Origin of the sequence: Thermoflavimicrobium dichotomicum (genome assembly GCF_900114055.1) — a bacterium.
Taxonomy (GTDB): domain Bacteria; phylum Bacillota; class Bacilli; order Thermoactinomycetales; family Thermoactinomycetaceae; genus Thermoflavimicrobium; species Thermoflavimicrobium dichotomicum.
On the sequence record NZ_FORR01000002.1, the window covers coordinates 98,845 to 124,402 of the forward strand.

Genomic DNA, 25,558 nt, shown 5'->3' on the forward strand with positions numbered 1-25,558 from the left:
AAAGCAAGGTTTCTTGCGATGAGGAGTCCAGACCCTTCGTCATGTATAAGGGTTCTTTATAACCCCGAGTTAAAGATCAGAAGTCATCTTCGCTTTTAGAAACAGGGTTGTATTAATGATATTTTTATTGGCAATGGTTCTCCCGATGATCTGATATCCTTCTTCAATCAGTTTTTTTTCATCGACTGGACAATACAGTAGTTGCTTTAATCCTTCAACGGTTCGTATAGCTACGATTGCACCTGGGTTCGTACAGTGAATCTGTTTCAGTATTTCTTGCTTATTGGGTACTAAACTGGCAATAAACACAAGCGAATATCCGCTATAATCCACTTCTTCTCCAGCTATATTTTCCACTTCTATGTGCGATTGTTGCCCCAATTTTCCAATCAGGGTTCTAGAAATGTCACATGCTTCTGTATGCAAATCGATACAAGTGACAGGGGCACCTGTTTGCTGTTGAAAGAGAAACGAGCTTAGCGGAAGAGGACCTGCACCAACAAAAGCGATTTTGGATGTATTCCAGCCACAACGCTGAAGTTCTTGCAATTCAGTGCATGACAGTTCAACATAATTTTTCCAATAAATAAATTGCTTCAAATCATCCCATTTCAATGGATCCCTGTTTGCATAAGCGGCTCCATAATAAAATTCCATCTCTGTCTCTGCTTGTCCTAACAATTGATACAACTCTGATTGGATGGATTTGATCGCATGATGTTGAAGAATATAAATTATCTCTTCGCGACTATAAACATCAGCCACCTGATCCACGAACAATGTTAACAGTTGGTTCACTCGATTATTTCGTGGAGATAAATCCCTTTCTTCTTTCAAGCTTTGATGTACCTTGACAATCAAAGATATCAACTGTTTGCTCTTTTCACGTAATACCAATGTGTTTACCAAACCGAAAACTCCTTTACTTTTGCCAATTTAATTTAAGCCCTCATTTCCAGTCATCGGGGCAAATGATTCGCAAATTCACCCCACTATTCGTATTTATAACGATTTATTAAATCAATATGAACTGAAAATGTACGATGACACGCGATATAAATCATAATAATTACGATTTATATTGTATAATCTGTTCTTTTCTTTGTAAATACAATTTTCGATCAATTTTTAACAGACCAACAAAAAAAGCTACTTGGTTAACAAGTAGCTTTCAAGATAGCAAAGAATCAATTTCTTTGTGGTTCTACATATGCCCGCTTCACTTCTTCACAAGAAACCGATCCGCTTACGACCCGTTCACTCACCATTTAAACCGTAACAACTTCTTCTTTTTTAGACACCATTGGAGCTCCTACATGCTTGACCAAATCGACCACACGGCAGGAATAACCCCATTCATTGTCATACCATGCTAACACTTTTACCTGATTTTCACCAATGGACATGGTTGATAATGCATCAACAATGGAAGAATAAGAGCTACCATTAAAGTCAGAGGATACAAGCGGCTCTTCGCAATAATGCAGATAACCTTTCATGGTTGTCTCAGACGCTTCTTTCAACGCCTGGTTTACATCTTCAGCGGTTGCTTTTGATTTGAGGTCAACCACCAAATCGACAACTGAAACGTTTGGAGTAGGTACACGTAAAGCCATTCCGTTCAGTTTCCCTTTCAGCTCAGGAATCACAACTCCAATGGCCTTGGCGGCACCTGTTTTGGTTGGAATAATCGACTGTGCACAAGCACGAGCCCGACGCAGATCTTTATGTGGATTGTCCAGGTTTTTCTGATCATTGGTGTAAGCATGAACAGTGGTCATCAAGCCATGTTCGATCCCAAATTTTTCATGCAATACCTTGACAACCGGTGCCAAACAGTTGGTTGTACAGGAAGCATTGGAAATAATATGGTGCTCTTCAGCATTATAAATATCTTCATTAACTCCCATTACAATCGTGGCATCTTCATCTTTTCCTGGAGCTGTAATTACCACTTTTTTCGCTCCAGCTTTCAGATGCAGCCCGGCTCCCTCGCGGTCACGGAACTTGCCTGTTGCTTCTACAACAATATCTATATCCAACTCTTTCCATGGAAGTTGCTTGGGATCACGATTCGATACCAATTTCACAAAATGACCATTGACAATGATTCCATCTTCTACAGCTTTTACTTCTTCATTGAAAATCCCATGAATTGTATCGTACTTAATCAAATGGGCTAATGTTTCCGCTGGATAGCTAGCATTGATCGCCACAACTTCAATGGAAGGATCAACGATTGCTTTTCTGAATACCATTCTTCCGATACGTCCAAACCCATTAATCGCGATACGTAACTTCATGATAAAAGTTCTCCTTCCCAGTTATCATCCATACTATTCATCCACTAATATTATAATCAGTATGACACATTTTGCAATAAAATAAAGCAAAAAAACATTTCCAACGCGAAACAGGATAATTCAATTAACAATAAAAAAGACCATTTTTTAGACAAAATGGTCTTTTTTCATGGCTTATAGTTGTATTTTTCTGCCAAATCACTATAAATGGTTCGGTACTTGTCATAGTAGTAAGTAACCCGCTCGACATAATCACGCGTTTCCTTTACAGGGATTTGATGTGAATTTTTTCGGGTGCCATCCCAAATTCCTTTGTCCAACCATCCTTTTACTTTTGTAGGCCCACGGTTATAGGCAGCTGCCACGGCTACTTTATTTCCTTTAAACTTTTTCATCAGAAACGAAATATACCAACTACCCACCTGGATATTGGTCGCCGGATCATGGATATAACTTTTAAGAGAAGGGGAGAAATTGCCATACGATATCGCCCAATCCATCGTTTCCGGCATAATCTGCATCAGTCCCTGCGCTCCTACACGTGATCTGCCCTCTGGATCAAACTTGGTTTCTACCCGAATAATGGCCATGATAAAATATGGGTCTGTATTGTATTGTTTGGCACTGTTAAATATGTACTCTTCATACTCCAGAGGATAGATCCATCTATTTAATATCGGCGTCATGACAAACAGATAAATGAGCAAAATAATGAACAGAATCGTTAATTCCCTCTTGGACGGTAATGCATTTATGGCTGGCTTGATCCACTTCTTGATTTTAGATAATTCCATATCTGATCAACCTGTCTTTCCGTATTTTCCAACGTTCTGCTATTATCAATAAGAAAATCTGCATAACGCCTTTTTTCTTCAATGGATAATTGTGCGGCAATACGGTGATAAGCCTCCTCCTTTGAAAGTTGGTTTCGTTTCATCAATCGTTCTAACTGTATCGATTCAGGTATATATACAACAATAACTTTTTCAACAAATTTGGTCAAATTCTCTTCAATCAGCAAAGGTACATCCCAGATCACGATGGCTTGTGCATCCTGCTTATAAATAAGGTTTGTTCTCTTTTCCATCTCTTTCATGATAATGGGATGTAATATCTGGTTTAACTTGAACCTAAGCGAACGATCCTTGAATATCATCTCTCCCAGCACTGCCCGATTCAGCTGCCCATTGGAAAAAAATACGTGATCCCCAAATTGCTCCCGAACTTTTCGGGCCCCTTCGGTTCCGGGCTCTACGACTTCGCGAGCAATTTGGTCAGCATCGACGATATACGCCCCTCTGGCTCGAAACATCTGGGAGACTGTGCTTTTTCCTGTCGCAATACCACCTGTTAATCCAACTCGCATGACATGACTTCCTTTCTAGAGCAAACGAATAACCCCCATTAACATCAAAAAGATGCCTGGAACCCAAACAAGCCATCGATGCCATGAATCCTGAAAACAGCGGAAGCCCATCCACATACCGATCCGCAAGAATAACACACTCATCCCGGCGATTGTCCCTGCTACAGCCAGTGGTGGCAGTCCCATAAAAGCGGCTCCCATCCCGGCTCCAAAAGCATCCAAAGATAGAGCAGTTCCAAGCAAAAAGGCTTCTGCCGCAGAAATGACACCAGATTCATCCATATCTGCTGCCACCGGCGTCTTTAAAATTTGGATCATCAATCCCAGTGTCTCCAGTTTCAATGTCCAAACTTGCACCGAAGCCACTTGTGGTTTCCTGTTCGTCCTCTCACCTGTTGGAGAATATTGGTGATAGAGAGTCCAGGCTCCCAAAGATATAAGAATCATCGCTCCAATGGACTTAGACCATTCGGGCGAAAACCACAAAGCTACCCATCGTCCGACATTCATGGCCATGAAAATGACAACACCCGAACAAATGCCGATAATCACACTCGATACAAAAGGAATGCGGATTTTCCGCAAACCATAAGTAATACCTACGCCAAAACTGTCTACACTTACTGCAAAAGCTAACCAGATGATGGACAAGCTTTGCCACATGGCGGCCACTCCTTCATCAGACAGGGAATAATATCCTATCTTATGAAGGAATGAAAAATAAATGAGTTATTTTTGACAATGTCCGCAAATATGGGTTCCTCGACCAGCAACAACCAGGCGGGTGATGGGGTTGCCGCAACGAAGACAGGGTTCATTTTTTCGGCCATATACTTGAATCTGCAATTGAAACATGCCCATCTCCCCTTCGCCATTGAGATAAGAGCGAACGGAGGCACCTCCCGCTTCAATGCCTTTTGTCAATGTCTGACGAATGGCCACATACAATTTTTCAATTTCTTCCTCGGTCAAGGAAGACGCACTTCTCTCTGGATGAATACCAGCTATAAATAAAGACTCGTCCACATAAATATTGCCCAAACCAACAAGATATTCCTGATTTAATAATACGGCTTTGATCTTCGACTTTTTCTTCACCAGAGTTTCCTTGAACCACTGCAGATCAAACGCATCTGACAGAGGTTCCACTCCCAATTTATTCAGCGGAGCATGTTTTTCCTCTTCCCCCAATGGAAACAGATGCATGGTCCCAAATTGCCGAACATCTTTATAACGCAGTTCGGTTCCATCCGTAAAGTGAAAAATCACATGGGTGTGTTTTTCAAGCGGTTCTGACTGGGCGACGACTCGATATTTTCCTTCCATGCGTAAGTGGGATACCAACACCCATGGCTCACAGCAGATTTTCAAAAATTTTCCTCTCCGTTTGATATCCGTTACTGTTGTTCCGCGTAAAGAGGAACGAAAGCGTTCCACATCGTCTGGATGTTTGATGATTCGTGGTAAAGAAACAGTCACATCCCGAATTGTTTTTCCTACAACCAATTTCTGAAGTGTACGCTTAACTGTTTCAACTTCTGGTAACTCAGGCAATGATGTTTCCCCCTGCTTTCATTTTGTTTCATACCAATTCTTACCATAGTGAATATCCACTTTTAACGGTACAGATAAGGAAATGGTTCCTTCCATAATCTCCGGTACCAACTGCTTCATAAGATCCAGTTCATCTTCAGGCACTTCAAAAACCAGTTCATCATGCACTTGCAACAAAAGACGGCTTTTGAGTTCTTTTTCTTTCATTTCTTTGTCCAAATGAAGCATGGCAAATTTAATGATATCAGCAGCAGTACCCTGGATCGGTGTATTCATGGCCGTCCGTTCAGCAAAGCTGCGCACATTGTAATTGGAAGAGTGAATATCCGGTAAATAGCGGCGACGATTGAAGAGGGTAGTGACATAACCATCACGTCTTGCTTTCTCTACGGCCTCATCCATATACCTCTTCACACCTGGATACGTAGCAAAATAGCGATCAATAAATGTTTTTGCCTCTTTGCGTGGAATATTCAAATTTTGCGCCAGGCCAAAGTCGCTAATGCCATAAACAATCCCAAAATTAACTGCCTTGGCTTGTCTTCTCATCAGTGGAGTTACTTCTTCTTTACTCACACCAAATACATCCATGGCTGTTTGTGTATGAATATCCTGATCTTCCTGAAATGCTTTTTGCAACGCCGCATCTTCTGACAGATGTGCAAGCACTCGCAGCTCAATTTGCGAATAATCAGCAGCCAGCATATACCAACCTTCTTCGGAAGGGACAAAGATCTGCCGGATGCGTCGTCCTTCTTCCAGGCGAATCGGGATATTTTGCAAGTTAGGCTCTGCACTGCTCAACCGACCCGTTGCCGTAATTGTCTGATGAAATTGGGTATGAATTTTTCCGTCTGCCCCAATTTCTTTCTTCAATCCTTCGATGTAGGTAGAATATAGCTTGCCTACTTGACGATAATGCAGAATCTTTTCGACAATCTCATGTTGCGGTGCCAACTTTTCCAACACATCTGCACTGGTCGAATAGCCTGTTTTCGTTTTTTTCAAGACCGGCAGTCCCAACTTGTCAAACAGGATCTCTCCCAGCTGTTTGGGTGAATTCAGATTAAACTCTGTTCCAGCGATGTCATAAATCTCTTCTGTCAGCTGATCCAGTGTCTTCTTTAATTCCTCCCCCAATTCGTGGAGACGATCCTGATCCACCTTGACTCCTCGTTGCTCCATTTCCGCCAAAATAAGAGCGAGCGGCATTTCCAACTCATGCAAGAGCGAACGAAGTCCAGCGGATTCGATCTCCTGTTGCAAAACAGGACAAAGCTGATAAATAGCCTGAGCCTTTCTCGCCAGATGCTGGGCTAACGCTTCTCCTTCCAAGATCTGGCGTTTGGCTCCTTTGCCATATACTTCTTCATCACTCGGCAAGATGTGTCCCAGATATTTATCTGTTACATCACTCAGTTCCAGCTGGGTTTCGGATGGATCAAGCAAATAAGCAGCCAACAGGACATCAAACTGCATGCCATGGATATCCAGGCCCATATTTTCCAGTAAAATCTTTGATTTCTTACTATCATAAACGACTTTAGATCGATTTGGATCCGCTAACCACTCTTGAAATTCTGGCCAATGTAAGGCAAGTGATACGGGAATATACACACTTTCTTCCCCATTTGACAAGGCAAACGCAATTGCCTCTGCACGATGAGGATTCTCAGCCGTTGCTTCAACGAAGACAGCCAATCGTTCCAGTTGAAAGAAGGGAGCGAGCTGTTCCAGGTTATCCTCAGTAGCCATCATATATTTCACTTCTTTCACATCTATAACGGCTGCCTCGTCCGAGTCTTTGGCAAATCGCTCCAATAAGGATTTAAACTCAAGACGTTTAAAGATCTCCAAAACTTTTTCCAAATGATATCCCGTATAAATCAAATCATCGATGTTCATCTCCAAAGGAACATCGCAATAAATGGTCGCCAGCTTTTTGCTTAACAAAGCCTGCTCTTGATGTTCCCGTACTTTTTCCTGCAGCTTCTTGCCGGAAATCTGATCAATATGCGCAATAATCTCTTCTACACTTGAAAATTGATGTAACAGTTTGAGAGCCGTTTTTTCACCCACACCAGGAATGCCTGGAATATTGTCAGACGGATCTCCCATTAAACCTTTCAGATCGATGATCTGTTCAGGCGTTAAGCCATATCGATCATCCACCGCTTTTTTATCATAGCGAACGGTATCCGAAAGTCCTTTACGCGGAATCAGGACATGAACATGATCCCTTACCAACTGCAGCAGATCCTTGTCTCCACTGATGATCAATGTTTCTACCTGTTGTTTTTCCGCCAGATTGGCCAACGTTCCGATTATATCATCAGCCTCATAGTTTTCCATTTCAAAATGGCGAATCCCAAAGGCATCCAGTACCTCTTTGATCAAAGGCAACTGTTCAGACAGTTCTACTGGTGTTTTCTCTCTTTTCCCCTTGTACTCCTGGTAGTCTTTATGACGAAAAGTTGTCTTTCCCGCATCAAAAGCAACTAACAGATGGGTAGGCTTTTCTTCTTCCAATATTTTTAACAACATGGTTGTAAAACCGTAAACCGCATTGGTGTATACTCCACTGGAATTCGACAGAAGTGGCAAGGCAAAAAACGCACGATAGGCAATACTGTTTCCATCAATCAAAACCAATTTACTCACTGGATTCATCGCACCTTTACTCAAAATTAATTCCGTACCCGTTAAAAACAAGTTTATTGTAACATGTGTTCCCACTATTCTTCCAGTTATATACATGAGAATTTAACGAACAAACGTTTTCGGTATTAACATCCATGCACAAAGCAAAAAAACCGGTTTCCTAACTAAAGAGAAACCGGTTTTTCGCCTATGCTTTTTCGTTTTCAGGATACCATCTCTTCCTCCATCACTGAAGGCAGCGGATCTGGGAATCGGGTCCAATCATCCTCCATTTCCTCATCCGTTAGCAATAGTTTATCCAATTCTCGAACGATTCTCTCTCGATCCAGATCAATCCCGATAAACACCATTTCCGTCATCCGATCCCCCCACCTTTCATCCCAGCTTTCCTGAAGCTCAGGCTGTTCCTGAAGAATGGCTTCCTGCTCAGATTGTGGCAGATCGGCGACCCATTTTCCCATCAATCCAATCTGAATCGACGGTCCTGCCTGGCTAAGACTAAACGCATAACTCGGTCGTGTAGCCAGCCAAATCATCCCTTTCGCTCTTACAATCTCTTCCGGCCATTCATCAAACCATTTCATCAAACGCTCTGGGTGAAACGGACGACGTCTCCGATAAACAAAAGAAGAAATCCCATATTCCTCCGTTTCAGGTGTATGCTCATTTTGCAGCTCTTTGATCCATCCAGCCGATTGACTTGCTTTTTCAAAATCAAAGAGACCTGTGTTCAGGATATCCTTTGGATCGATTTTTCCATGCTCCGCACAAATGATTCTGGCTTCTGGCTGAAGTTTTCGCAAGACTGCTTCTAACTGTCTCAAATCTTCTTCCTTGACCAGATCACACTTATTAAGAATCAGTACATCACAAAACTCAATCTGGTCAATCAGCAAGCTCACAACATCGCGCGTATCTTCTTCACCTAGCGCCTGCTGCCGATCCAACAGCGTTTCTCCAGAAGAGAAATCATGCCAAAAACGATAGGCATCAACCACTGTCACCATGGTATCCAATCGGCAAAGAGATGAAAGATCAATTCCATTTTCCTCATCCATATAGGTAAATGTCTGTGCTACAGGAATCGGTTCACTGATGCCTGTGGACTCGATCAGAATATAATCAAACTTTCCTTCTTTCGCCAGCTTTTCCACTTCTTTTAACAGATCTTCACGCAATGTACAACAGATGCAGCCATTTGACATTTCCACCAACTTTTCTTCTGTACGCGATAACCTTGCTTCACGATCAATCAAATCGGCATCGATATTGATTTCACTCATATCATTCACAATCACAGCTACTTTAAGCCCTTGTCTATTATTTAACACATGATTCAAAATCGTCGTTTTTCCTGCTCCCAAATAACCGCTCAAGACTGTTACGGGTATTTTCTTCATATCTTTCTTCCTTTCTTCTACTGTCTATCTCTTTTATATCGTAATGATTACGATTTGTAAATAGGAATCATTACGATATAAAAGAGATATCTGGTTTTCATTGACTTCAAGCTATAGAAAGGATGATTAGCTATTATGTTTAAATCCATTATAGTGGCCACCGTAAATGCCCATCAAGCTAAGAAAAAGTACCCCCAAAACGAAAAAAATGGGCTATGTTGTAGAAAGGATGTATTTTTTTCGTTTTGGGGATGTAAAGAGATCTGTTATTAACTCCCCAATCCCAAAACAGATAACACAATAAAAACCCCTCTCTAGCCTGCATATACACGACCAAAAAAAAGGAAAAGCTTGGAAAGTAGCAATCACTCCATCTAACGCCCGAGCTAAACCCCCAGATACTCCCTAATAGACAAAAAAAGAGCTTTTTAAGGGTCATACACTCAGTCTGAAGATATCCAAGTGAAAGTTTCCTTCAAAAATCCCTTTACTCCTTCGCCCCCTGTCAAGTGTAACCAAACTGGACGATTGGCTTCTACACGTAATTCGAAATTTAAAAATGGACAACATAAACGTTCTAGTGAGATAAATTCAGCAAGCTTTATGATCATAGAGGACTCTGCTGGATAACAAACAGCATATCCGTTGGGAAGTTCGTATGTCTCCAACCGACATTTTGACATCTCTTCTATAAGTTGCTCATATTTTTCTCTTTGTTCTACGGTCATTGCCGAAGGTACACATGCAATAGGAATATGAGCGCTCATATGATCCTCTTTCATAGAAAATCCCTCCTAACCAAGATATAGTTGAGTATAATACTTAAAGTAAACTTTAAGTCAAAGAGGTAAAAATATGGTGGATCTCACGATTGGACAGATAGCGAGTAAAGCGAAAGTAAATCCTTCTACCATCCGGTATTATGAATCAATTAGATTACTTCCAGAGCCAAAAAGAGTGAATGGTCAGCGACGTTATTCTGATGACATCTTAAATCGAATCAAGTTCATAAGATCGCTCAACAAGCAGGATTTACCGTTCAAGAAATCAACTCTCTTTTAGAAGGATTTGAAAATAAGATCCCTCCTTCTGAACGTTGGCATACTATGGCAATAAAAAAATGTACAGAACTTAAGAAGAAAAAAAAACAAATCGACATGATGATAAAAATATTGGAAGAAGGATTAAGTGTCAGTGTCTTACTTGGACTGATTGTCTTCTGAATGTAAAACCAGATTACACACGCGAGTAAAAAATCCCTGGATTTTGCCAGTGATTTTCTTCTTAGCTATATGCATATGATTTAGCTTCTAGGTATCAGCATAACTATAACGCCAATTAGACAGATACTAGCTCCGATCCAGTCATATAAATCTGGAGTTTTTTTATCAATCCCCCATCCCCAGAGAACCGAAAGCACGATAAAAACGCCTCCATACGCCGCATAGACACGACCGAAAGAAGGAAACGATTGAAAGGTGGCGATAATCCCATAAAAAAAGAGAGATACGCCACCTAATGCTCCTAGATACCAAGGCTTTCCTTCTCGTAACCAAAGCCAGACTAGATATCCTCCACCGATTTCTGCTAATCCAGCAAGTAGGAACCATAATAATACCATGATAAACATCCCTCTTTCGTCTCATTTAGCTCCATTATATCTTTGACAATCATATAAGCATATGATTATATATTGATGAGGTGATGAATAGAATGGATTGGGAGCAATTAGCCGAATTTCACAAAGCCCTCTCAGATAAAACCCGCTTACGCATCCTTGCCTTGCTTAAAGTTGAGGAGTTATGTGTATGTGAATTGGTTGAAATTCTTCAAATGACTCAACCTGCAGTATCCCAGCATGTACGTAAACTCAAAAACGCCAAGTTGGTAAAGGAACGTCGAAACGGACAATGGGTGTTTTACTCCCTGGATGGCTCTATATACCCTTTCATCGAGTCCGTATTAGACACGCTTCCAGATATGAGGGATGAAGTTGAGGCATTGAAGAAAAAAGGGCTCAAGGTCAGTTGTGATTAACATTACCGTTTATCTGGAAAGGTTGTGTACGAATGAGTGGAGTGATGCGAAGACTTTCATTCTTGGATCGATATCTAACCTTGTGGATTTTTCTCGCCATGATCATTGGTATAGGTTCTGGTTATCTGTTTCCAGGAATGGTAAAAGCTCTTACCGGTTATCAGGTGGGAACCACTTCAATCCCCATTGCTATCGGTTTGATTTTAATGATGTATCCTCCTTTGGCCAAAGTCCGTTATGAAGAGCTTGGTCAAGTTTTTCGCAATGTCCGTATTCTGGGGTTGTCTCTAATTCAAAACTGGGTGATTGGCCCGATCTTGATGTTTGTGCTTGCCATTGTATTTTTGAAAAATGACCCGCCATACATGATTGGACTTATTCTCATTGGATTGGCTCGTTGTATTGCGATGGTCATTGTTTGGAATGATCTAGCAAAAAGGAAATCGTGAATACGCGGCGGGTCTCGTTGCTTTCAACTCCATCTTCCAAATTCTTTTCTATTCTGTTTACGCCTATCTGTTCGTCACACTTCTTCCAAAGTGGTTAGGGCTCAAAGGTGCTGTTGTAGATATCACCATGGGCCAAATCGCAGAAAGTGTTCTTATCTATCTAGGGATTCCTTTCTTTGCCGGGATGATCACGCGACTCATTTTGGTAAAAGCCAAAGGACGTGAATGGTACGAAAAAAGTTTCATTCCAGTAATCAGTCCCATTACCCTGATCGCCTTATTGTTTACCATCATTGTCATGTTTTCTCTGAAAGGGAATTTGGTCCTCCGTTTGCCATTCGATGTCATCCGAATCGCCATCCCTCTACTGATTTACTTTGTGGTGATGTTCCTTGTCTCTTTCTACATGGGGAAAAAAGTGGGCGCAGATTATTCCAAAACGGTTTCTCTTTCCTTTACTGCAGCAAGCAATAACTTTGAGTTAGCGATTGCCGTGGCGATTGGGGTGTTTGGTATCAACTCGGGTGCCGCTTTTGCAGCTGTAATCGGTCCGCTTGTAGAAGTTTCCAGTCTTGATTGGACTTGTCAACGTAGCGTTCTGGTTTCAACGTAAATATTTTCAGCAAAAACAGCTTTGTTGAACGATAGTAACTTTTTAGGAGGTTTCCTTATGAATAAAAAAATCGTTTACTTCCTTTGCACGGGTAACTCTTGCCGTAGCCAAATGGCTGAAGGGTTCGGAAAAAAATATCTGAGTGATCATTATGATGTATATAGTGCAGGAATTGAAGCACATGGCTTAAATCCAAAAGCAGTCAAAGTGATGGCGGAAAAAGGTATAGATATTTCCAAACAGACTTCAGATATCATTGATCCCGAATTGTTAAATAAAGCCGATTACGTGATCACTCTCTGCGGTGATGCCCATGATAAATGTCCCCTGACACCTCCTCATGTAAAACGGATGCATTGGGGATTCGATGATCCAGCCAAAGCACAGGGAACGGAAGAAGAGGTATGGGAAGTATTTCGTCGAGTCAGAGATCAAATCGAAGCTCGTATTATCCAGTTTGCTAAAGAAGGAAAATAACAGCTTGGGCTGAACCAGCAGGATTAAAAGCAGCCATTTATTTGGTACGTGCCAACATGCATTCACTCGTTATCGAAGGCCCTGAACCGGGAGAGTAGTCTATCCATTTTCCATCTAAATTTCCGTGTTTTTCATAAACTCCTACTTGGAGTACCGCCAGCATTTTGCAAAAAACCTACGCTAAGTGTTTAACTGATCCAATAAGTCGATTTTTTGCAACGCTAAGAAACCGGTCTTATATATGAACCATTTATTTCTTTATCCAGCACAACAAGATAGCCTGTTTACATCTTTGTCAAACGCAAGAGCCGCTAATTTTAATCCTTCAGCCATCGTCAAATAAGGCGCAAGCGTCTCCCGTAAATCCTTGACAGTCAAACCGAATTTGACAGCCAAAGTAGCTGCATAAATCACTTCTCCTGCGTTTTCCGCTACCATATGAACTCCCAGTATTCTTTGCGTTTTTGCATCAGCCACCAATTTAATTACACCAGTTGTTTCGTAATTCACTATAGCTCTTGGCACGGCATCCAATGGCAACACGGATGTTTTTACTTCATGTCCCTCTACTTTCGCTTGCTCTTCCGTCAGTCCCACAGTAGCAATAGCTGGATTTGTAAATGTTACCTTAGGGACGACACGAAGATCGATTTTTCGCTGATTCACACCTAACGCATTTTCTGCTGCAATTGCTCCCTCATAGGCTGCAACATAAACAAACTGTGGTCCCATCGTCACATCTCCCGCGGCGTAAATACGCGGATTGCTTGTACGTAAGTATTCATCAACGATGACTTCATTGTGGGAGCCAGCCTTCACTCCGGCGGCGTCGAGATTGAGGGATTCTGTATTGGGCTTTCGTCCTGTAGCAATGAGGAGATGTTCCGCTTCCACCACTCTTTTTTCGCCATTCACCGAGATATAAACGCGTTTGATCGTTCCTTCCATTTCTACTCGTTCAAATGTCACGTTAGTGAGCAGTTGGATTCCTTTTTCGCTTAATGCTTTCGTTGCCGCATCGGCAATTTCAGGGTCGGTCTTCGGCAAAATACGCGAACCTCGTTGCAGTAATGTGACTTCAGATCCTAAATGATGAAAAAGGTTGCTCAATTCCAATCCTACATACCCGGCTCCGATGACAGCAAGCCGTTTGGGAACTTCTTTTAACTCAAGAGCCGTGGTACTGGTCAGATAATCGACTTCCTGCAGGCCAGGAATGTCCGGAATCGCTGGAGAAGCGCCCGTTGCAATGAGAAAGCTTTTTGCTGTTATTTTTTGCCCATTCACTTCAACCGTTTGTCCATCAACGAACCGAGCTTCCCCTTGAATCAAGGTAAAACCGTAAACATCAATTAGATTTACATATTTTTGTTGTCGAAGCTGGTTGACCAGTTCATTCTTCTGCTCAACCAATTGTGCCAAGTCAACTGGACCGACGAAAGTATGAAGTCCCATGAAAGGATTTCTCAGAGCCAAATGGTTAATTTCACCGGCACGCAGCATGGTTTTTGAAGGAACACAACCAATATTGACACAAGTCCCGCCAATGGTGCCGCGTTCTACCATCGCAACCCTCACTCCATGTTTAGAAGCTTCAATGGCTGCGGAAAATGCGGCACTGCCCGATCCGATAATCAGTAAGCCATAATCTCCCTCTTTAGTCGATTCAGGAGTATCGACATAAACGATTTCAGGATCACCCGACTTGTATCCGATATTGTCAATCGCTTGTTTCACATTTTCAATTTCATTTTGTAGATCGATCTGAAAAGTCGCTTCTCCTTTACAAAAATCGGCTGTTACCTGTTTGGCACCAGCTTTTTCGCTTGCTTTTGTCACATGTTCTTCACAGCCCTTACATATCATTCCCTGAACCGGTATACGAATGTGAATGGTTGTCTTCGCCATTCGTTTTCCCTTCTTTCATTATCATTCCGGGAGCACATTAAAAAAGTTTGCCCGTTTTTCTTCAAGATCGTCCAGCAATTTTTCCATCGCCATGACGTCGACAAATTGCCCATCCAACTTTCCTTGATTCTTGAATATGCCAACCTCTCGAAACCCGGCTTTTCGATACAAACCCTGTCCTGGGTTAAATGGGAAGGTGAATAAGACGAGTTTATGAAAACCATTATCTTTAGCCTTTTTTTCTAAAGCTTGAAGCAATTTGGAACCGAGTCCTTTTCCTCGCCAATTGCGGTCAATATAGATCGAAATATCTGCAACGCCTGCATATGCACAACGATGGGAATAAGGATTTAGCGATGCCCATCCTTGGATATCTTGTCCGTCCGTAATGACTAAAACGGTATACCGCCCGGAACGTTCTTTAAGCCACTGAGACATTTCCTTCACTGTTTTGATCTGTACTTCCAGTGTTGCAATCCGATCTTCAATTCCCTGATTGTAAATATCCGTGATTCTAGGCAGATCCTGCTCTGTTGCTTTCCGAATCACCCAGTTTGGTTGCATCGTTTTCTGCCCCCCCGTTATATCGATGTTGGAGCTCTTCTTGAAACATTTTCAAAGTGAAATAGTTAATCATGTAGAAATTCCATTTTCCTACTTTGGTTTCATTCACTAATCCTGCATTTTTTAGTTCCCGCAAGTGATAAGAGACTTTTGATTGAGCCATCCCTAGCGCATCCTGAATATCACAAACACAGACTCCCCCAGTACAACAAGTCACTGGAGGAGAGCTGGACAGTTGATCATATCCTGCTTGAATGAGATCCAATATGCGGAGGCGAATGGGATCACTCAATGCTTTCGAAATGGCAGCGATTTGTTCTGTGGTAAGAGCCATCCGTTACAACTCCTTACATTCATCATGAGTTATTTAGAGCTTCCGCAGGATGAGGCATTTTCTTGTGACGATTTTGGGTCTTCAAGGCAACAGGAAGCAGGCTCATCATTTTGTTCCACATCTTCTAGAACGGTAAACATTTCCCATCGATGTCCATCTGGACTCGTTACCCAGATTTTATCTTGTCTGGCGTAGCAGCAATTTGTGTTCATCTCATCAAAGGTAGCGAGTCCTGCCTGTTGCAGTCGTTCTCTGACATGCAGGACATCCTGAGTAGAAGCGACTTGAATGCCCAGATGGTTGATTCCACCACTCACTTCTCCACCTTCATTGAGAGTAAAGTTGAGTGCTGGTTGTTCTAAATCAAATTTAGCATACCCTGGTTTCACTTTGACAGGCTGAACTCCAAAAAGATTCGTATAGAATTGGATGGATAGTTCCAAGTTTTTGACATTAATCGCCAGGTGAGGTTTTAAAATCATGCTGGCACTCTCCTTTTTATTGATCGGTTAGATTTTGTCCGAGCAACATAATTGCTCTTGTAAATATTCAGGATAGCGCTGATGAAGTAACTGTTTCACCTGCTGGATAAACGTAGTTAGCATACTCTTCTTTGAATGTTGAGGTCTATTACATAACTCTAGGCATATTTCTCGTTGACGGATTTTTGCCAGTTGCTCTACTTCATACCAACTTTGCATTGTCTATCACCTCATATCAACTTTTCTTGATATAATTATACATCAAAATATTTTGATCTGTAAATAGACAAATCAAAAAAAGTTGATATATTTATTTAAAAATCATTTCAATAACCTGCGGCCGCTTCGGACAAAAAATCTCACTAAAATGAAGCTCTAAAAATAAAACCGACTCCGTAACGTACAGAGAGTCGGTTCAATTCATCTAAAAGGTGCCTGAACGTACCCTTTTCCCGAAAGGATCCAGTACTCTTTAGGAGTTGTTATATTCCATCTGACTGCTTTTCTTTCTTCATTAGCTTCGTTCCTTTCATCTTCCAGAAGGCATAGACAAAACTGATGGTCCATACGAGTACAATTGCTCCATAAAAGATCGTGGACATTGTCATGTTTAATCCCCACGTTTTTTGCAACACGTTGGCATTGGTCAACAAAATGACTCCACCTACAGCTACGCCAAGAAGACTCGTTGGAAACACTTTTACAATCCATGCAGCCAATGGAGCAGCAAATAGTCCCCCCAGCATTAACGTAAAAACCCAGAGCCAATCGATCTGTGTCCAATCCAATGAGATAAAAAATCCCACGGAAGCAGATAGCGAAATGGCAAATTCACTGGTATCAACTGAGCCAATGACCTTACGAGGTTCCAAGCGATTTTGGCTAAGTAGAACGGGAGTACTGATTGGCCCCCATCCTCCTCCGCCTGTTGCATCCAAAAAACCGGCTACCAAACCTAACGGGACGAGAAATCTTCCTTTCTTTTTCGTATTATCTGATTTATAATAATTTTTGTTAAATAAAAAGCGCCATAACACATAAACGCCTAAGCAAAAGAGAATCATCGAAACAAAGGGTTTTACTTCGTTACCTGGTAAATGGCTTAAAAAACATGCTCCGATAAACGCACCGATCGAGCCAGGGATGATCAATCGCCAAACTGTTTCTTTATCTACATTGCCAAATCGAAGGTGGGAAATCCCGGAGGCCGCTGTAGTCACCACTTCTGCAAAATGAACCGAAGCAGAGGCAAGCGCTGGGGTAATCCCATACAGGAGCAAAAGTGAGGAAGAGGTCACGCCATATCCCATTCCCAGTGAACCATCCACAAGCTGAGCTACAAAGCCAATTAAAGATAAAATAATCAGCTTACGCACATCTTCACTTCTCCTCTCATGAGCCAAAGACTGTCGACATCCCATTGTATGCGGAAAATAAAAAAAGCTGTACTTGTTCTTGATTTTCGTACAGCGAACAATACAGCTTCCCATTAATTCAAATCCACATATTTACCTGTCTCTATATAGATCACACTCTCCGCAATATTGGTTACGTGATCACCAATCCTCTCTAAATAATGGGCAACAAAACAGAGAAGAAAATAGGATTCTGGATATTCCTGATTATGAATCGCTTTGGTGGTTTCCTTGATCATGTGATAGTTCATTTGGTCTACTTCATCGTCTTGCTTCGCTATTTTCTTCGCTAATTGAATATTCCCTGTAATGAAACTGTTAATGCCATCATGCACCATATTTTGCACTTTTTTCGCCATCTCCGGAATCCCGTGTGCCTCTTTGAACATCGTCAGTTTTTGCTCACGCATTTGAATCGTAACTTCAGCGATATCCACTGCCAAATCGCCCATTCGTTCCAAATCATTCACAATTTTCAGAGCGGCTACCAGTTTGCGCATGTTTTTCGCCACAGGCTGTTGGGTAGCGATCAGCTTGGCTACGTATTCATCGATTTCTTCTTCCAATAGATCGATCTCGGTATCTTTTTCGATGACTTCCTGAGCCAAAAATGTTTCTTGATTCATCAAGGATCGTACTGACTTATTGATCGCTACCTCTACTTTTTCTCCCATTAACAATAGTTTCTGTTTCAATTTCGCTAACGATTCCTCAAAAACACGAGACATCTTTGTCGCTCCCCTTTAACCAAAACGTCCGCTAATGTAATCTTCTGTACGCGAATCGCTCGGATTCGTAAATAGCCTGTTCGTCTCGCTATACTCGATAATTTCCCCATTCAGGAAGAAAGCGGTCATATCGGATACACGTGCTGCTTGCTGCATGTTGTGCGTAACAATCACAATGGTATATTCTTCTTTGAGCTGGATAATAAGTTCTTCCAAGCGTTCGGTTGAAATCGGATCCAGGGCTGACGCAGGTTCATCCATCAAAATCACATCGGGCTGTACAGCCAATACACGGGCAATGACCAAACGCTGTTGTTGTCCACCTGACAAGCCCAAGGCCGAGCTATGCAGACGATCCTTCACTTCATCCCACAAGTTGGCTTGTGTTAACGTGCGCTCAACAATTTCATCCAACTTTTTGCGATCCTTGATTCCATGAATGCGTGGACCGTAAGCGATATTGTCATAAATGGACAAAGGGAACGGGTTGGGCTGTTGGAAAACCATTCCTACATGTTTACGGAGCAAAACCAAATCCTGTTCTTCACTGTATACATTTTTTCCATCGATTTTGATCGATCCTGTTGTTCGTACACCTGGAATCAAGTCGTTCATGCGATTAATGCTCCGTAAAAAGGTGGACTTGCCACAGCCTGACGGACCGATTAAAGCCGTCACTTTTTTTTCTTCTATGTTCAGTTCAATATCTTTCAGTGCCTGATTCTCTCCATAATACAGGTTAAAGTCGTGAACCACGATTTTGTCCGCCACACACCAACAACTCCTCTCGGGTCAAATTAACCAAATCGTCCAGTTAAATAATCTTCCGTTTCCTTCCGTTTTGGTCTAGTAAATAATTGTTCGGTCGGGCTCCATTCAATCAGATCACCCATATAGAAATAGGCGGTATAATCTGAAATCCGTGCTGCTTGCTGCATATTGTGCGTAACGATGACAATGGTAAACTCCTCTTTTAGCTCCTGAACCAGCTCCTCAATCTTGGCCGTAGAAATGGGATCCAAGGCTGAGGTTGGTTCGTCCAGAAGCAGAATTTTCGGCTTCATTGCAATCGCCCGGGCAATGCAAAGACGTTGCTGTTGTCCACCGGAAAGAGCTAATGCCGACTGATGCAAACGATCCTTGACCTCATCCCATAATCCCACTTTTTTCAAACTCTCTTCGACCATCTGTTCCTGATCTTGCTTGGATGCACCATAGAGCCGGGGAGCCAATGTGATATTATCAAAAATTGATTTGGCAAACGGGTTGGGACGTTGAAACACCATCCCCACATGGCGTCTGAGGTTAATTGCATTAATGGCCGGATCATTGATATTGACGTCTTCAATTAAAATCTCACCGGTTACTCTGGCTCCCGGAACCGTATCATTCATACGATTGAAACAACGTAATACCGTTGATTTCCCACAACCTGACGGACCGATAAATGCGGTCACGGTATTTTTATAAAATGGTAAACTCACATCTTTGACCGCATGTTTATCTCCGTAATAAACATTTAACTTTTTGGTCTCCAATTGAACGAAAGAAGACTCAGAGTTTATCCGTACTTTGCTCTTTTGCGTTTGAACCTTGAATTTCGTTGGAACCATAAGAAATCTCTCCCTTTTTATGCTTTGGAGCTCGAGGTCAAACGGGCATGAATAAAACGTCCCAACCAACGCGCAAACAGGTTAAAGATCAGCACAGCAATCACAAGTAAAGCAGATGCGCCACTTGCTACCTCTTTCGCATCAGCTACAATGCTTTCTGCATTTACCTTCCAAATATGAACAGCCAATGTAGAAGCAGGACGGAACGGATTGAGTGGTGATGTAGGCGAAGCTGGATTCCAGTCCGTAAAGTCGATCATGGGCGAAGTCATCCCTGCTGTGAACATCAATGCCGCCGCTTCTCCAAATACACGACCTGCAGCCAAAATCGTACCTGTCACAATCCCTGGTAATGCTGCGGGCAGCAAAACCCGTAAAATCGTTTGCCAATGGGTAATTCCCAAAGCCAAAGCCGCTTCTTTTTGTTCACGTGGCACTGCGGTTAATGCCTGTTCTACAATCCGAACCATAAGCGGCAAGTTAAATACCGTTAAAGCCAACGCTCCGGCAATGAGTGAAAATCCCCATCCGGTATACTGAACAAAAACCAATAAACCAAACAAACCCACAACAATAGAGGGCAAAGAAGACAAGACTTCGATACTGGTCCGGATCATTTGTGTAATACGTCCTGGCTTTGCATACTCTGCCATATAGATCCCGCCGCCAAGTCCAAGCGGAATGGTAATCAGCATCGTTAAAACCAGCAGATAAAAGGAGTTAAACAGCTGCGGACCGACGCCACCGCCACCGGTTAACAACGATCCGGGTGCCTCCGTAATAAACTCCCAATCGATCACCTGAACACCACGATATAAAATAAAGCCAATGAGGCCAATTAATATTCCTACAATCAAAAAGGTAATCAGGTAAAAAACAACCGTCGCAATCCGATCTACTAATTTCGCATTCATTGCAGTTGGTCTCTCCTTTTCGTCATCCAACGAATCAGTACGATAAAGAGCAAGGTCATGATCAATAGGATAAGAGCCATTGACCAGAGGACGCTATTATAAGTAGAACCCTGTACGGTATTTCCCATATTGAGGGTAATGATACTGGTTAATGTACTGATTGGTGTGAACAGATCAAAAGGTAAATTTGTCGAGTTTCCAATCACCATTTGGACAGCCAATGCTTCTCCAAAAGCTCTGGCCATTCCCAAAACGACGCCTGTCATCAAGCCAGGTAGCGAAGTGCGAATTAACAAACGGGAAATGGTCTGCCATCGGGTTGCACCCAAAGCATAAGAACCCTCTCGAATATGACGGGGAATGGATTGAAAGGTATCGACACTAATACTGACAATGGTAGGTAAAATCATAATTGAAAGAACAATCACGCCAGCAAGCAGTCCAAATCCCAAACCGCCAAATTGTTCACGAATAAAAGGAACAATAACGGTTAATCCCACAAATCCATAAACAACGGACGGAATTCCAACTAGAATTTCTGTGGTTGGCTGGAGAATTTTTCGTCCCCAGTTCGGAGCAATTTCGGTCATAAAGATGGCCGCTCCAATACCAAGTGGTGCACTGACAAGCGCTGCACAAACACTGACGATCAGAGAACCTAAAATAAAAGATAAAGATCCATAAGCATTTGCGCTTGGATTCCAAGTCGTTGAGAAAAAGTTGGAAAAACTGACTTCTCCTTTGATAAATGGGGCAATTCCCTTGGAAGTGATAAAAATAAGCAGAGAAAAGAGAATCACAATCAATACCCAACTGCTAACAAATGTGAGAATCCTTCCTCTTCTTTCGGTTTGCAATATCTTGGGCAATGGTTTTCGAAGTTCCTCTGATAGAGATGGTTTTGATTCCACCGTTTCATTGGATAATGGCTGTGCCATTTTTTCACCCCTCAATTAAGAAGGGGACTTAGCGTCCCCATCCCTTATTTTTGAGTGATATTTCCTTTTGCATCACGTTCTACTTTCATATCCGTTACTGGGATATAACCCAATTTGGTAACCAATCCTTTTTGAACATCAGGTGACATGATAAAGTTAATGAAAGCATCTTCCAATTCTTTGTTTTTACCATTTTTGTTGGTATACATATGTTGATAAGCCCAAACTTTCCATTTATTCGTATAAACATTCTGGTTCGTTGGTTCGACACCATCCAATTTGAGTGGTTTAATGGATTTATCGAAGTAAGAGAAAGCAAGATAACCAATTGCTCCTGGTGTTTCTGCTACAATCTTGCGAACTGTACCCGATGATTCTTCTTCCAAACCGCCTTGACCACGGAATTCCTTATTTCCTTTTAAAGCCCATTTAGCAAATGTTGCACGGGTTCCGGAGCTTTCAGGACGGTTTACAAGTACGATTTTTTGATCTTTACCGCCGACTTCTTTCCAGTTTTTAATTTTTCCTGTGAAAATATCGATCAATTGTTGTTGGGTTAGGTTATCGACTCCTACTTCTGGATGAGCTACTGGAGCCATTCCCACAACGAATACTTTATGATCAACCACTTTTTGTGGATCAATTTTATCTTTCTCTTCCGCAAATACGTCAGAGTTACCGATATCAGCTGTGTCATTCATCGCAGCGGTCAAACCTTGCCCGCTACCGCCACCTTGAACGGTTACTTGAACACCAGGGTTTTTAGCCATAAATTCTTTCGCTGCCTCTTCGATCACAGGCTGCATTGCACTTGAACCTACAGCGGTTAGAGTCCCGGAAAGTTTTTTCTGTTCACTTCCGCTGCCATTGCTTTGTTTGGTTGCTGAACCGCATCCTGTCAATGCGGTGAATACTAGAGCTACTACCCCACTGAGCAGCATTCCCTTTTTAAACATAATGAACCCCCTAGTTTATAAAAATCAATGAATCCCTCAACACTTAGTACTATAAACTCTTTTTTTTGTATCTTAATGAATCTATTGTAAAGATTACGTTAAGCTTAAATGATTACAGAAAAACAAACCAAAATATATTATTCATCTTCGTTAATGAAATAAAAAAAGAGCTTGGTTTCAAACACCAAGCCCAGCTTGTTGGCGAAGTTTTCGTTATATGCCGATTTTCCTTTTCCGTTTAGCCCTCATTTTTCTTCCGTTTCTGGCTGTTTTCTCTCAAATGTAAGGGTAAATGTCGTTCCTTTGCCCACTTCACTCTCCACATGAATTTTTCCATCGTGAACTTCAACCAAATGTTTGACAATGGCCAGTCCCAATCCCGTGCCGCCTGATGCCCGTGCTCTGGCTTTATCCACCCGATAGAAGCGTTCAAAGATCCGCGGCAAATCCTCAGGTGGAATCCCGATTCCTGTATCTGCTACTTTTAAAACCCAATGATCCTGTTTATTCCATGCAGCTACCATCACCTTGCCACCAGGCGAAGTATACGTAATGGCATTGGAAAGTAAATTGATGAAAATCTGGCGGAAACGGTCGGGATCCACTTCGATCTGGAAATCCTCCGGAATATTGAGATCCAAAGTCATTTCCTTTTCCCGGATCTGATCTTCCATCGTTTTTATTACGGATTGAATGAGCGATTGAACCGAAACCCATTTTTTATTCAGATGCAGTTTCTTCGACTCAATTCGTGAAAGATCAAGCAAATCACTGATCAAACGCTGTAGGCGAATGCTCTCATCCAAAATAATTTCCAGAAACTCCCGACAAACAGCTGGATCCTGATGGGCTCCATCCAATAAGGTTTCAGCAAATCCACGAATTGATGTAATCGGTGTTTTTAGCTCATGGGAAACATTGGCTACAAAATCTTTTCGTAACTGCTCCAAACGGCGAATCGCCGTCAGATCATGGAAAACAGCAACAACACCACAGCCGCTCGTTTCCATCCACATCGGTGTAAAACTCGCTTCCAGAATCCGTTCTTCCGGATAATACAGATGCAATTGACGGCGCAGTTTGATTCCTTTTTCAGCTACTTCCGAAATGAATGAAGAAAGATCATAAGTGGACGACAGGTCTTTATAGGAAGATCCAATCAGATCCGCTGCTGGAAGGCCAAACATGATTTCAAATGCCCGGTTGGCCAAATTAATTTTTCCCTCTGCATCAATCATCAGCAAGCCGCTCTCCATCGACTCGATGACACTTAAGAGACGTCTTTTATTTTTCCGCACTTTTTCCATTTGCCGCTGTAAACTGTATGCCATCCGATTGATCGCTTGACCCAGGCGAACAACCTCCGCGCTTCCTTCTGGTCGTACACGATGATGCCAACCTTTTTTAGCAATATCTACGGCTACCTGGGTCATTTCTTCCAACGGGCGTGAAACGCTTTTGGCGATCCGGGAGCTGGCGAATCCCGCTAAAACAAGGGATATGGCCAGCCCACCAATTAACGAAATCCACACTTCTTTCATCGATTGATTCACATCATCCAAATCGATCGCCAAACGAACAACTCCCAGCACCTGTCCGTCCCGTATGATGGGTTGAGCTACATATATATCATCATCTCTTCGTTCAACCAATGTTTTCCCCTTTTTTTTCAATGCGTCACTTACTTCCGATACTTTTTGCAGGTTTCCTTTTTTCCCTTTCGGTACCTCATCATCTCCTGATTCCCCAACCACTCGCCCCTGCGCATCGATCAAGGTTACCCGCGCATCTAACGACTTTTTATAAAGCTCGGACTGTACCTGAAACTGGTTCAGATTTTTTTCATACTCTTCCCACGGGATCAGTTTGGCTATTAATTGTGCTTCTTTTACCAAACGATTGGTTAATGAATCGATATATGAGGACTTGAGTAAAATCGCCACATAGATTCCCGTTCCAACTACTGAACACCCAATGAGTAGCCAGCACATGGAAATAATTTTCGAACGTAACGACCTCATTTATCCTTCCGACCTTCAAATTTATACCCGATCCCTCTTACTGTTTTAATATATGCTGGGTTTCGGGAATCTTCTTCGATTTTATCCCGAAGGTGGCTAACATGAACATCGACAATCCTGGAATCACCAATATAATCATAATTCCACACAGCATTTAATAACTGATCCCGAGATAACACTTTTCCTCGATGATTGACCATATAAAGCAAAAGCTCAAATTCTTTCGGGGTCAAATCAATCACTTTTCCATGTTTCATCACTTCATATCCTTCTGGATCAATGATCAAATCTCCCACACGTAACTCTGTTTTTGTCTCCTCCGATTCTTCTCTTTCTTTAAGGGCTTCCATTCTCCGCAATATTGCTTTCACTCTGGCAGTCAATTCACGCGGACTAAATGGTTTTGTCAAATAATCATCTGCACCTAACTCCAGGCCAAGCACTTTATCAAATTCATCAGATTTAGCTGTTAACATTAAAATCGGGATATGTTTCTGTTTATTCCGGACTCGTCGACATACTTCCAATCCATCCACTTTCGGAAGCATCAGATCCAAAATGATCAAGTCAGGCACTTGATTTTCGATCATGTTTAAAGCCATTTCTCCATCAAAAGCACTTTCTACCGAAAAACCCTCTTTTTCCAAGTTAAATTGTACTAATTTCACAATCGTAAGTTCATCATCTACAACCAACACTTTTTTTGCCATGCAAGGTAACCTCACTTTTCATTATTCAATCTATGTTGAGGGAATGGTTTTCCCAGGGGGTTCATTTTTATACTTTCATCATAACATATCACAGCCATTTCAAAACCCGTTCCCG

The 25,558-nt window shown here is 42.0% G+C and carries 27 protein-coding genes and 1 pseudogene; 5 read left to right on the forward strand and 23 right to left on the reverse strand.

Going from position 1 to position 25,558, the window contains the following annotated elements:
• Positions 1–69 precede the first annotated feature (69 nt).
• From BMZ78_RS02905 to BMZ78_RS02945, 9 genes are all read right to left on the reverse strand, one after another.
• On the reverse strand, positions 70–909 hold the full coding sequence (locus tag BMZ78_RS02905) for a nicotianamine synthase family protein (RefSeq protein WP_175482259.1): 840 nt from the start codon (positions 907–909) through the stop codon (positions 70–72).
• A 359-nt stretch (positions 910–1,268) separates the two neighbouring features.
• Positions 1,269–2,303: a glyceraldehyde-3-phosphate dehydrogenase gene (locus BMZ78_RS02910; RefSeq protein WP_093227868.1), complete on the reverse strand. Its 1,035-nt coding sequence runs from the start codon at positions 2,301–2,303 to the stop codon at positions 1,269–1,271.
• A gap of 167 nt (positions 2,304–2,470) precedes the next feature.
• Positions 2,471–3,097, reverse strand: a complete 627-nt coding sequence (locus tag BMZ78_RS02915; protein WP_093227869.1) for a lytic transglycosylase domain-containing protein — start codon at positions 3,095–3,097, stop codon at positions 2,471–2,473.
• A complete protein-coding gene (coaE, locus tag BMZ78_RS02920) occupies positions 3,055–3,669 on the reverse strand; it encodes a dephospho-CoA kinase (RefSeq protein WP_093227871.1) in 615 nt (204 codons plus the stop codon). Before coaE ends, BMZ78_RS02915 begins: the two co-directional genes overlap by 43 nt.
• 15 nt (positions 3,670–3,684) lie before the next feature.
• Positions 3,685–4,332 carry a sporulation membrane protein YtaF gene (gene ytaF / locus BMZ78_RS02925; RefSeq protein WP_093227872.1) on the reverse strand — a complete coding sequence of 216 codons (648 nt, stop codon included), beginning with the start codon at positions 4,330–4,332 and terminating at the stop codon, positions 3,685–3,687.
• Positions 4,333–4,398: 66 nt separating this feature from the next.
• Positions 4,399–5,223 (reverse strand): DNA-formamidopyrimidine glycosylase, encoded by an 825-nt coding sequence (gene mutM / locus BMZ78_RS02930; protein WP_093227873.1) that lies wholly within the window; start codon positions 5,221–5,223, stop codon positions 4,399–4,401.
• Between the two features lie 18 nt (positions 5,224–5,241).
• Positions 5,242–7,884 (reverse strand): DNA polymerase I, encoded by a 2,643-nt coding sequence (polA, locus tag BMZ78_RS02935; protein ID WP_093228295.1) that lies wholly within the window; start codon positions 7,882–7,884, stop codon positions 5,242–5,244.
• A 203-nt stretch (positions 7,885–8,087) separates the two neighbouring features.
• A complete protein-coding gene (locus BMZ78_RS02940; protein ID WP_093227874.1) occupies positions 8,088–9,284 on the reverse strand; it encodes a GTP-binding protein in 1,197 nt (398 codons plus the stop codon).
• Positions 9,285–9,727: 443 nt separating this feature from the next.
• Entirely contained in the window at positions 9,728–10,066 is a 339-nt protein-coding gene (locus tag BMZ78_RS02945; protein ID WP_093227875.1) for a hypothetical protein, read from the reverse strand.
• 73 nt (positions 10,067–10,139) lie between these two features.
• On the opposite strand from BMZ78_RS02945, the gene BMZ78_RS19040 reads away from it, so the two are divergent.
• Positions 10,140–10,346 carry a MerR family transcriptional regulator gene (locus BMZ78_RS19040; protein ID WP_245739716.1) on the forward strand — a complete coding sequence of 69 codons (207 nt, stop codon included), beginning with the start codon at positions 10,140–10,142 and terminating at the stop codon, positions 10,344–10,346.
• Positions 10,331–10,507 carry a hypothetical protein gene (locus tag BMZ78_RS19045; protein WP_245739730.1) on the forward strand — a complete coding sequence of 59 codons (177 nt, stop codon included), beginning with the start codon at positions 10,331–10,333 and terminating at the stop codon, positions 10,505–10,507. Before BMZ78_RS19040 ends, BMZ78_RS19045 begins: the two co-directional genes overlap by 16 nt.
• 80 nt (positions 10,508–10,587) lie before the next feature.
• On the opposite strand, the gene BMZ78_RS02955 is transcribed toward BMZ78_RS19045, so the two are convergent.
• Positions 10,588–10,914 carry a YnfA family protein gene (locus BMZ78_RS02955; RefSeq protein WP_093227876.1) on the reverse strand — a complete coding sequence of 109 codons (327 nt, stop codon included), beginning with the start codon at positions 10,912–10,914 and terminating at the stop codon, positions 10,588–10,590.
• Positions 10,915–10,997: 83 nt separating this feature from the next.
• On the opposite strand from BMZ78_RS02955, the gene BMZ78_RS02960 reads away from it, so the two are divergent.
• From BMZ78_RS02960 to arsC, 3 genes and pseudogenes are all read left to right on the forward strand, one after another.
• Positions 10,998–11,321 carry an ArsR/SmtB family transcription factor gene (locus BMZ78_RS02960; protein ID WP_093227878.1) on the forward strand — a complete coding sequence of 108 codons (324 nt, stop codon included), beginning with the start codon at positions 10,998–11,000 and terminating at the stop codon, positions 11,319–11,321.
• A gap of 44 nt (positions 11,322–11,365) precedes the next feature.
• Positions 11,366–12,411 (forward strand): annotated as a pseudogene (arsB, locus tag BMZ78_RS02965) (ACR3 family arsenite efflux transporter).
• Between the two features lie 29 nt (positions 12,412–12,440).
• Positions 12,441–12,860, forward strand: coding sequence for an arsenate reductase (thioredoxin) (gene arsC / locus BMZ78_RS02970; RefSeq protein ID WP_093227879.1), 420 nt, complete (start codon positions 12,441–12,443; stop codon positions 12,858–12,860).
• A 258-nt stretch (positions 12,861–13,118) separates the two neighbouring features.
• Here the strand turns inward: arsC and merA are convergent, their stop codons facing one another.
• From merA to BMZ78_RS03040, 13 genes are all read right to left on the reverse strand, one after another.
• Positions 13,119–14,768 (reverse strand): mercury(II) reductase, encoded by a 1,650-nt coding sequence (gene merA / locus BMZ78_RS02975; protein ID WP_093227881.1) that lies wholly within the window; start codon positions 14,766–14,768, stop codon positions 13,119–13,121.
• Between the two features lie 21 nt (positions 14,769–14,789).
• Positions 14,790–15,332, reverse strand: a complete 543-nt coding sequence (locus BMZ78_RS02980; protein ID WP_093227883.1) for an arsinothricin resistance N-acetyltransferase ArsN1 family A — start codon at positions 15,330–15,332, stop codon at positions 14,790–14,792.
• On the reverse strand, positions 15,283–15,666 hold the full coding sequence (locus BMZ78_RS02985; RefSeq protein ID WP_093227884.1) for an ArsR/SmtB family transcription factor: 384 nt from the start codon (positions 15,664–15,666) through the stop codon (positions 15,283–15,285). Before BMZ78_RS02985 ends, BMZ78_RS02980 begins: the two co-directional genes overlap by 50 nt.
• A gap of 29 nt (positions 15,667–15,695) precedes the next feature.
• On the reverse strand, positions 15,696–16,148 hold the full coding sequence (locus BMZ78_RS02990; RefSeq protein WP_093227886.1) for an ArsI/CadI family heavy metal resistance metalloenzyme: 453 nt from the start codon (positions 16,146–16,148) through the stop codon (positions 15,696–15,698).
• 482 nt (positions 16,149–16,630) lie between these two features.
• Positions 16,631–17,524: a sulfite exporter TauE/SafE family protein gene (locus tag BMZ78_RS03000; protein WP_139203254.1), complete on the reverse strand. Its 894-nt coding sequence runs from the start codon at positions 17,522–17,524 to the stop codon at positions 16,631–16,633.
• A gap of 113 nt (positions 17,525–17,637) precedes the next feature.
• A complete protein-coding gene (gene phoU / locus BMZ78_RS03005; protein WP_093227889.1) occupies positions 17,638–18,291 on the reverse strand; it encodes a phosphate signaling complex protein PhoU in 654 nt (217 codons plus the stop codon).
• Between the two features lie 15 nt (positions 18,292–18,306).
• The gene (pstB, locus tag BMZ78_RS03010) at positions 18,307–19,062 is read right to left on the reverse strand and encodes a phosphate ABC transporter ATP-binding protein PstB (RefSeq protein ID WP_093227891.1); all 756 of its coding nucleotides are present in this window, start codon (positions 19,060–19,062) and stop codon (positions 18,307–18,309) included.
• 26 nt (positions 19,063–19,088) lie between these two features.
• Positions 19,089–19,904 (reverse strand): phosphate ABC transporter ATP-binding protein PstB, encoded by an 816-nt coding sequence (gene pstB / locus BMZ78_RS03015; RefSeq protein WP_093227892.1) that lies wholly within the window; start codon positions 19,902–19,904, stop codon positions 19,089–19,091.
• Between the two features lie 17 nt (positions 19,905–19,921).
• The gene (pstA, locus tag BMZ78_RS03020; RefSeq protein WP_093227894.1) at positions 19,922–20,818 is read right to left on the reverse strand and encodes a phosphate ABC transporter permease PstA; all 897 of its coding nucleotides are present in this window, start codon (positions 20,816–20,818) and stop codon (positions 19,922–19,924) included.
• A complete protein-coding gene (pstC, locus tag BMZ78_RS03025) occupies positions 20,815–21,756 on the reverse strand; it encodes a phosphate ABC transporter permease subunit PstC (protein ID WP_093227896.1) in 942 nt (313 codons plus the stop codon). The genes pstA and pstC overlap by 4 nt, the downstream gene beginning before the upstream one ends.
• Before the next feature lie 44 nt (positions 21,757–21,800).
• Positions 21,801–22,712, reverse strand: a complete 912-nt coding sequence (locus BMZ78_RS03030) for a phosphate ABC transporter substrate-binding protein PstS family protein (protein WP_093227897.1) — start codon at positions 22,710–22,712, stop codon at positions 21,801–21,803.
• A 245-nt stretch (positions 22,713–22,957) separates the two neighbouring features.
• The gene (gene pnpS / locus BMZ78_RS03035; RefSeq protein ID WP_093227899.1) at positions 22,958–24,733 is read right to left on the reverse strand and encodes a two-component system histidine kinase PnpS; all 1,776 of its coding nucleotides are present in this window, start codon (positions 24,731–24,733) and stop codon (positions 22,958–22,960) included.
• The gene (locus tag BMZ78_RS03040) at positions 24,730–25,443 is read right to left on the reverse strand and encodes a response regulator transcription factor (protein WP_093227901.1); all 714 of its coding nucleotides are present in this window, start codon (positions 25,441–25,443) and stop codon (positions 24,730–24,732) included. The genes pnpS and BMZ78_RS03040 overlap by 4 nt, the downstream gene beginning before the upstream one ends.
• Between the last annotated feature and the right edge of the window lie 115 nt (positions 25,444–25,558).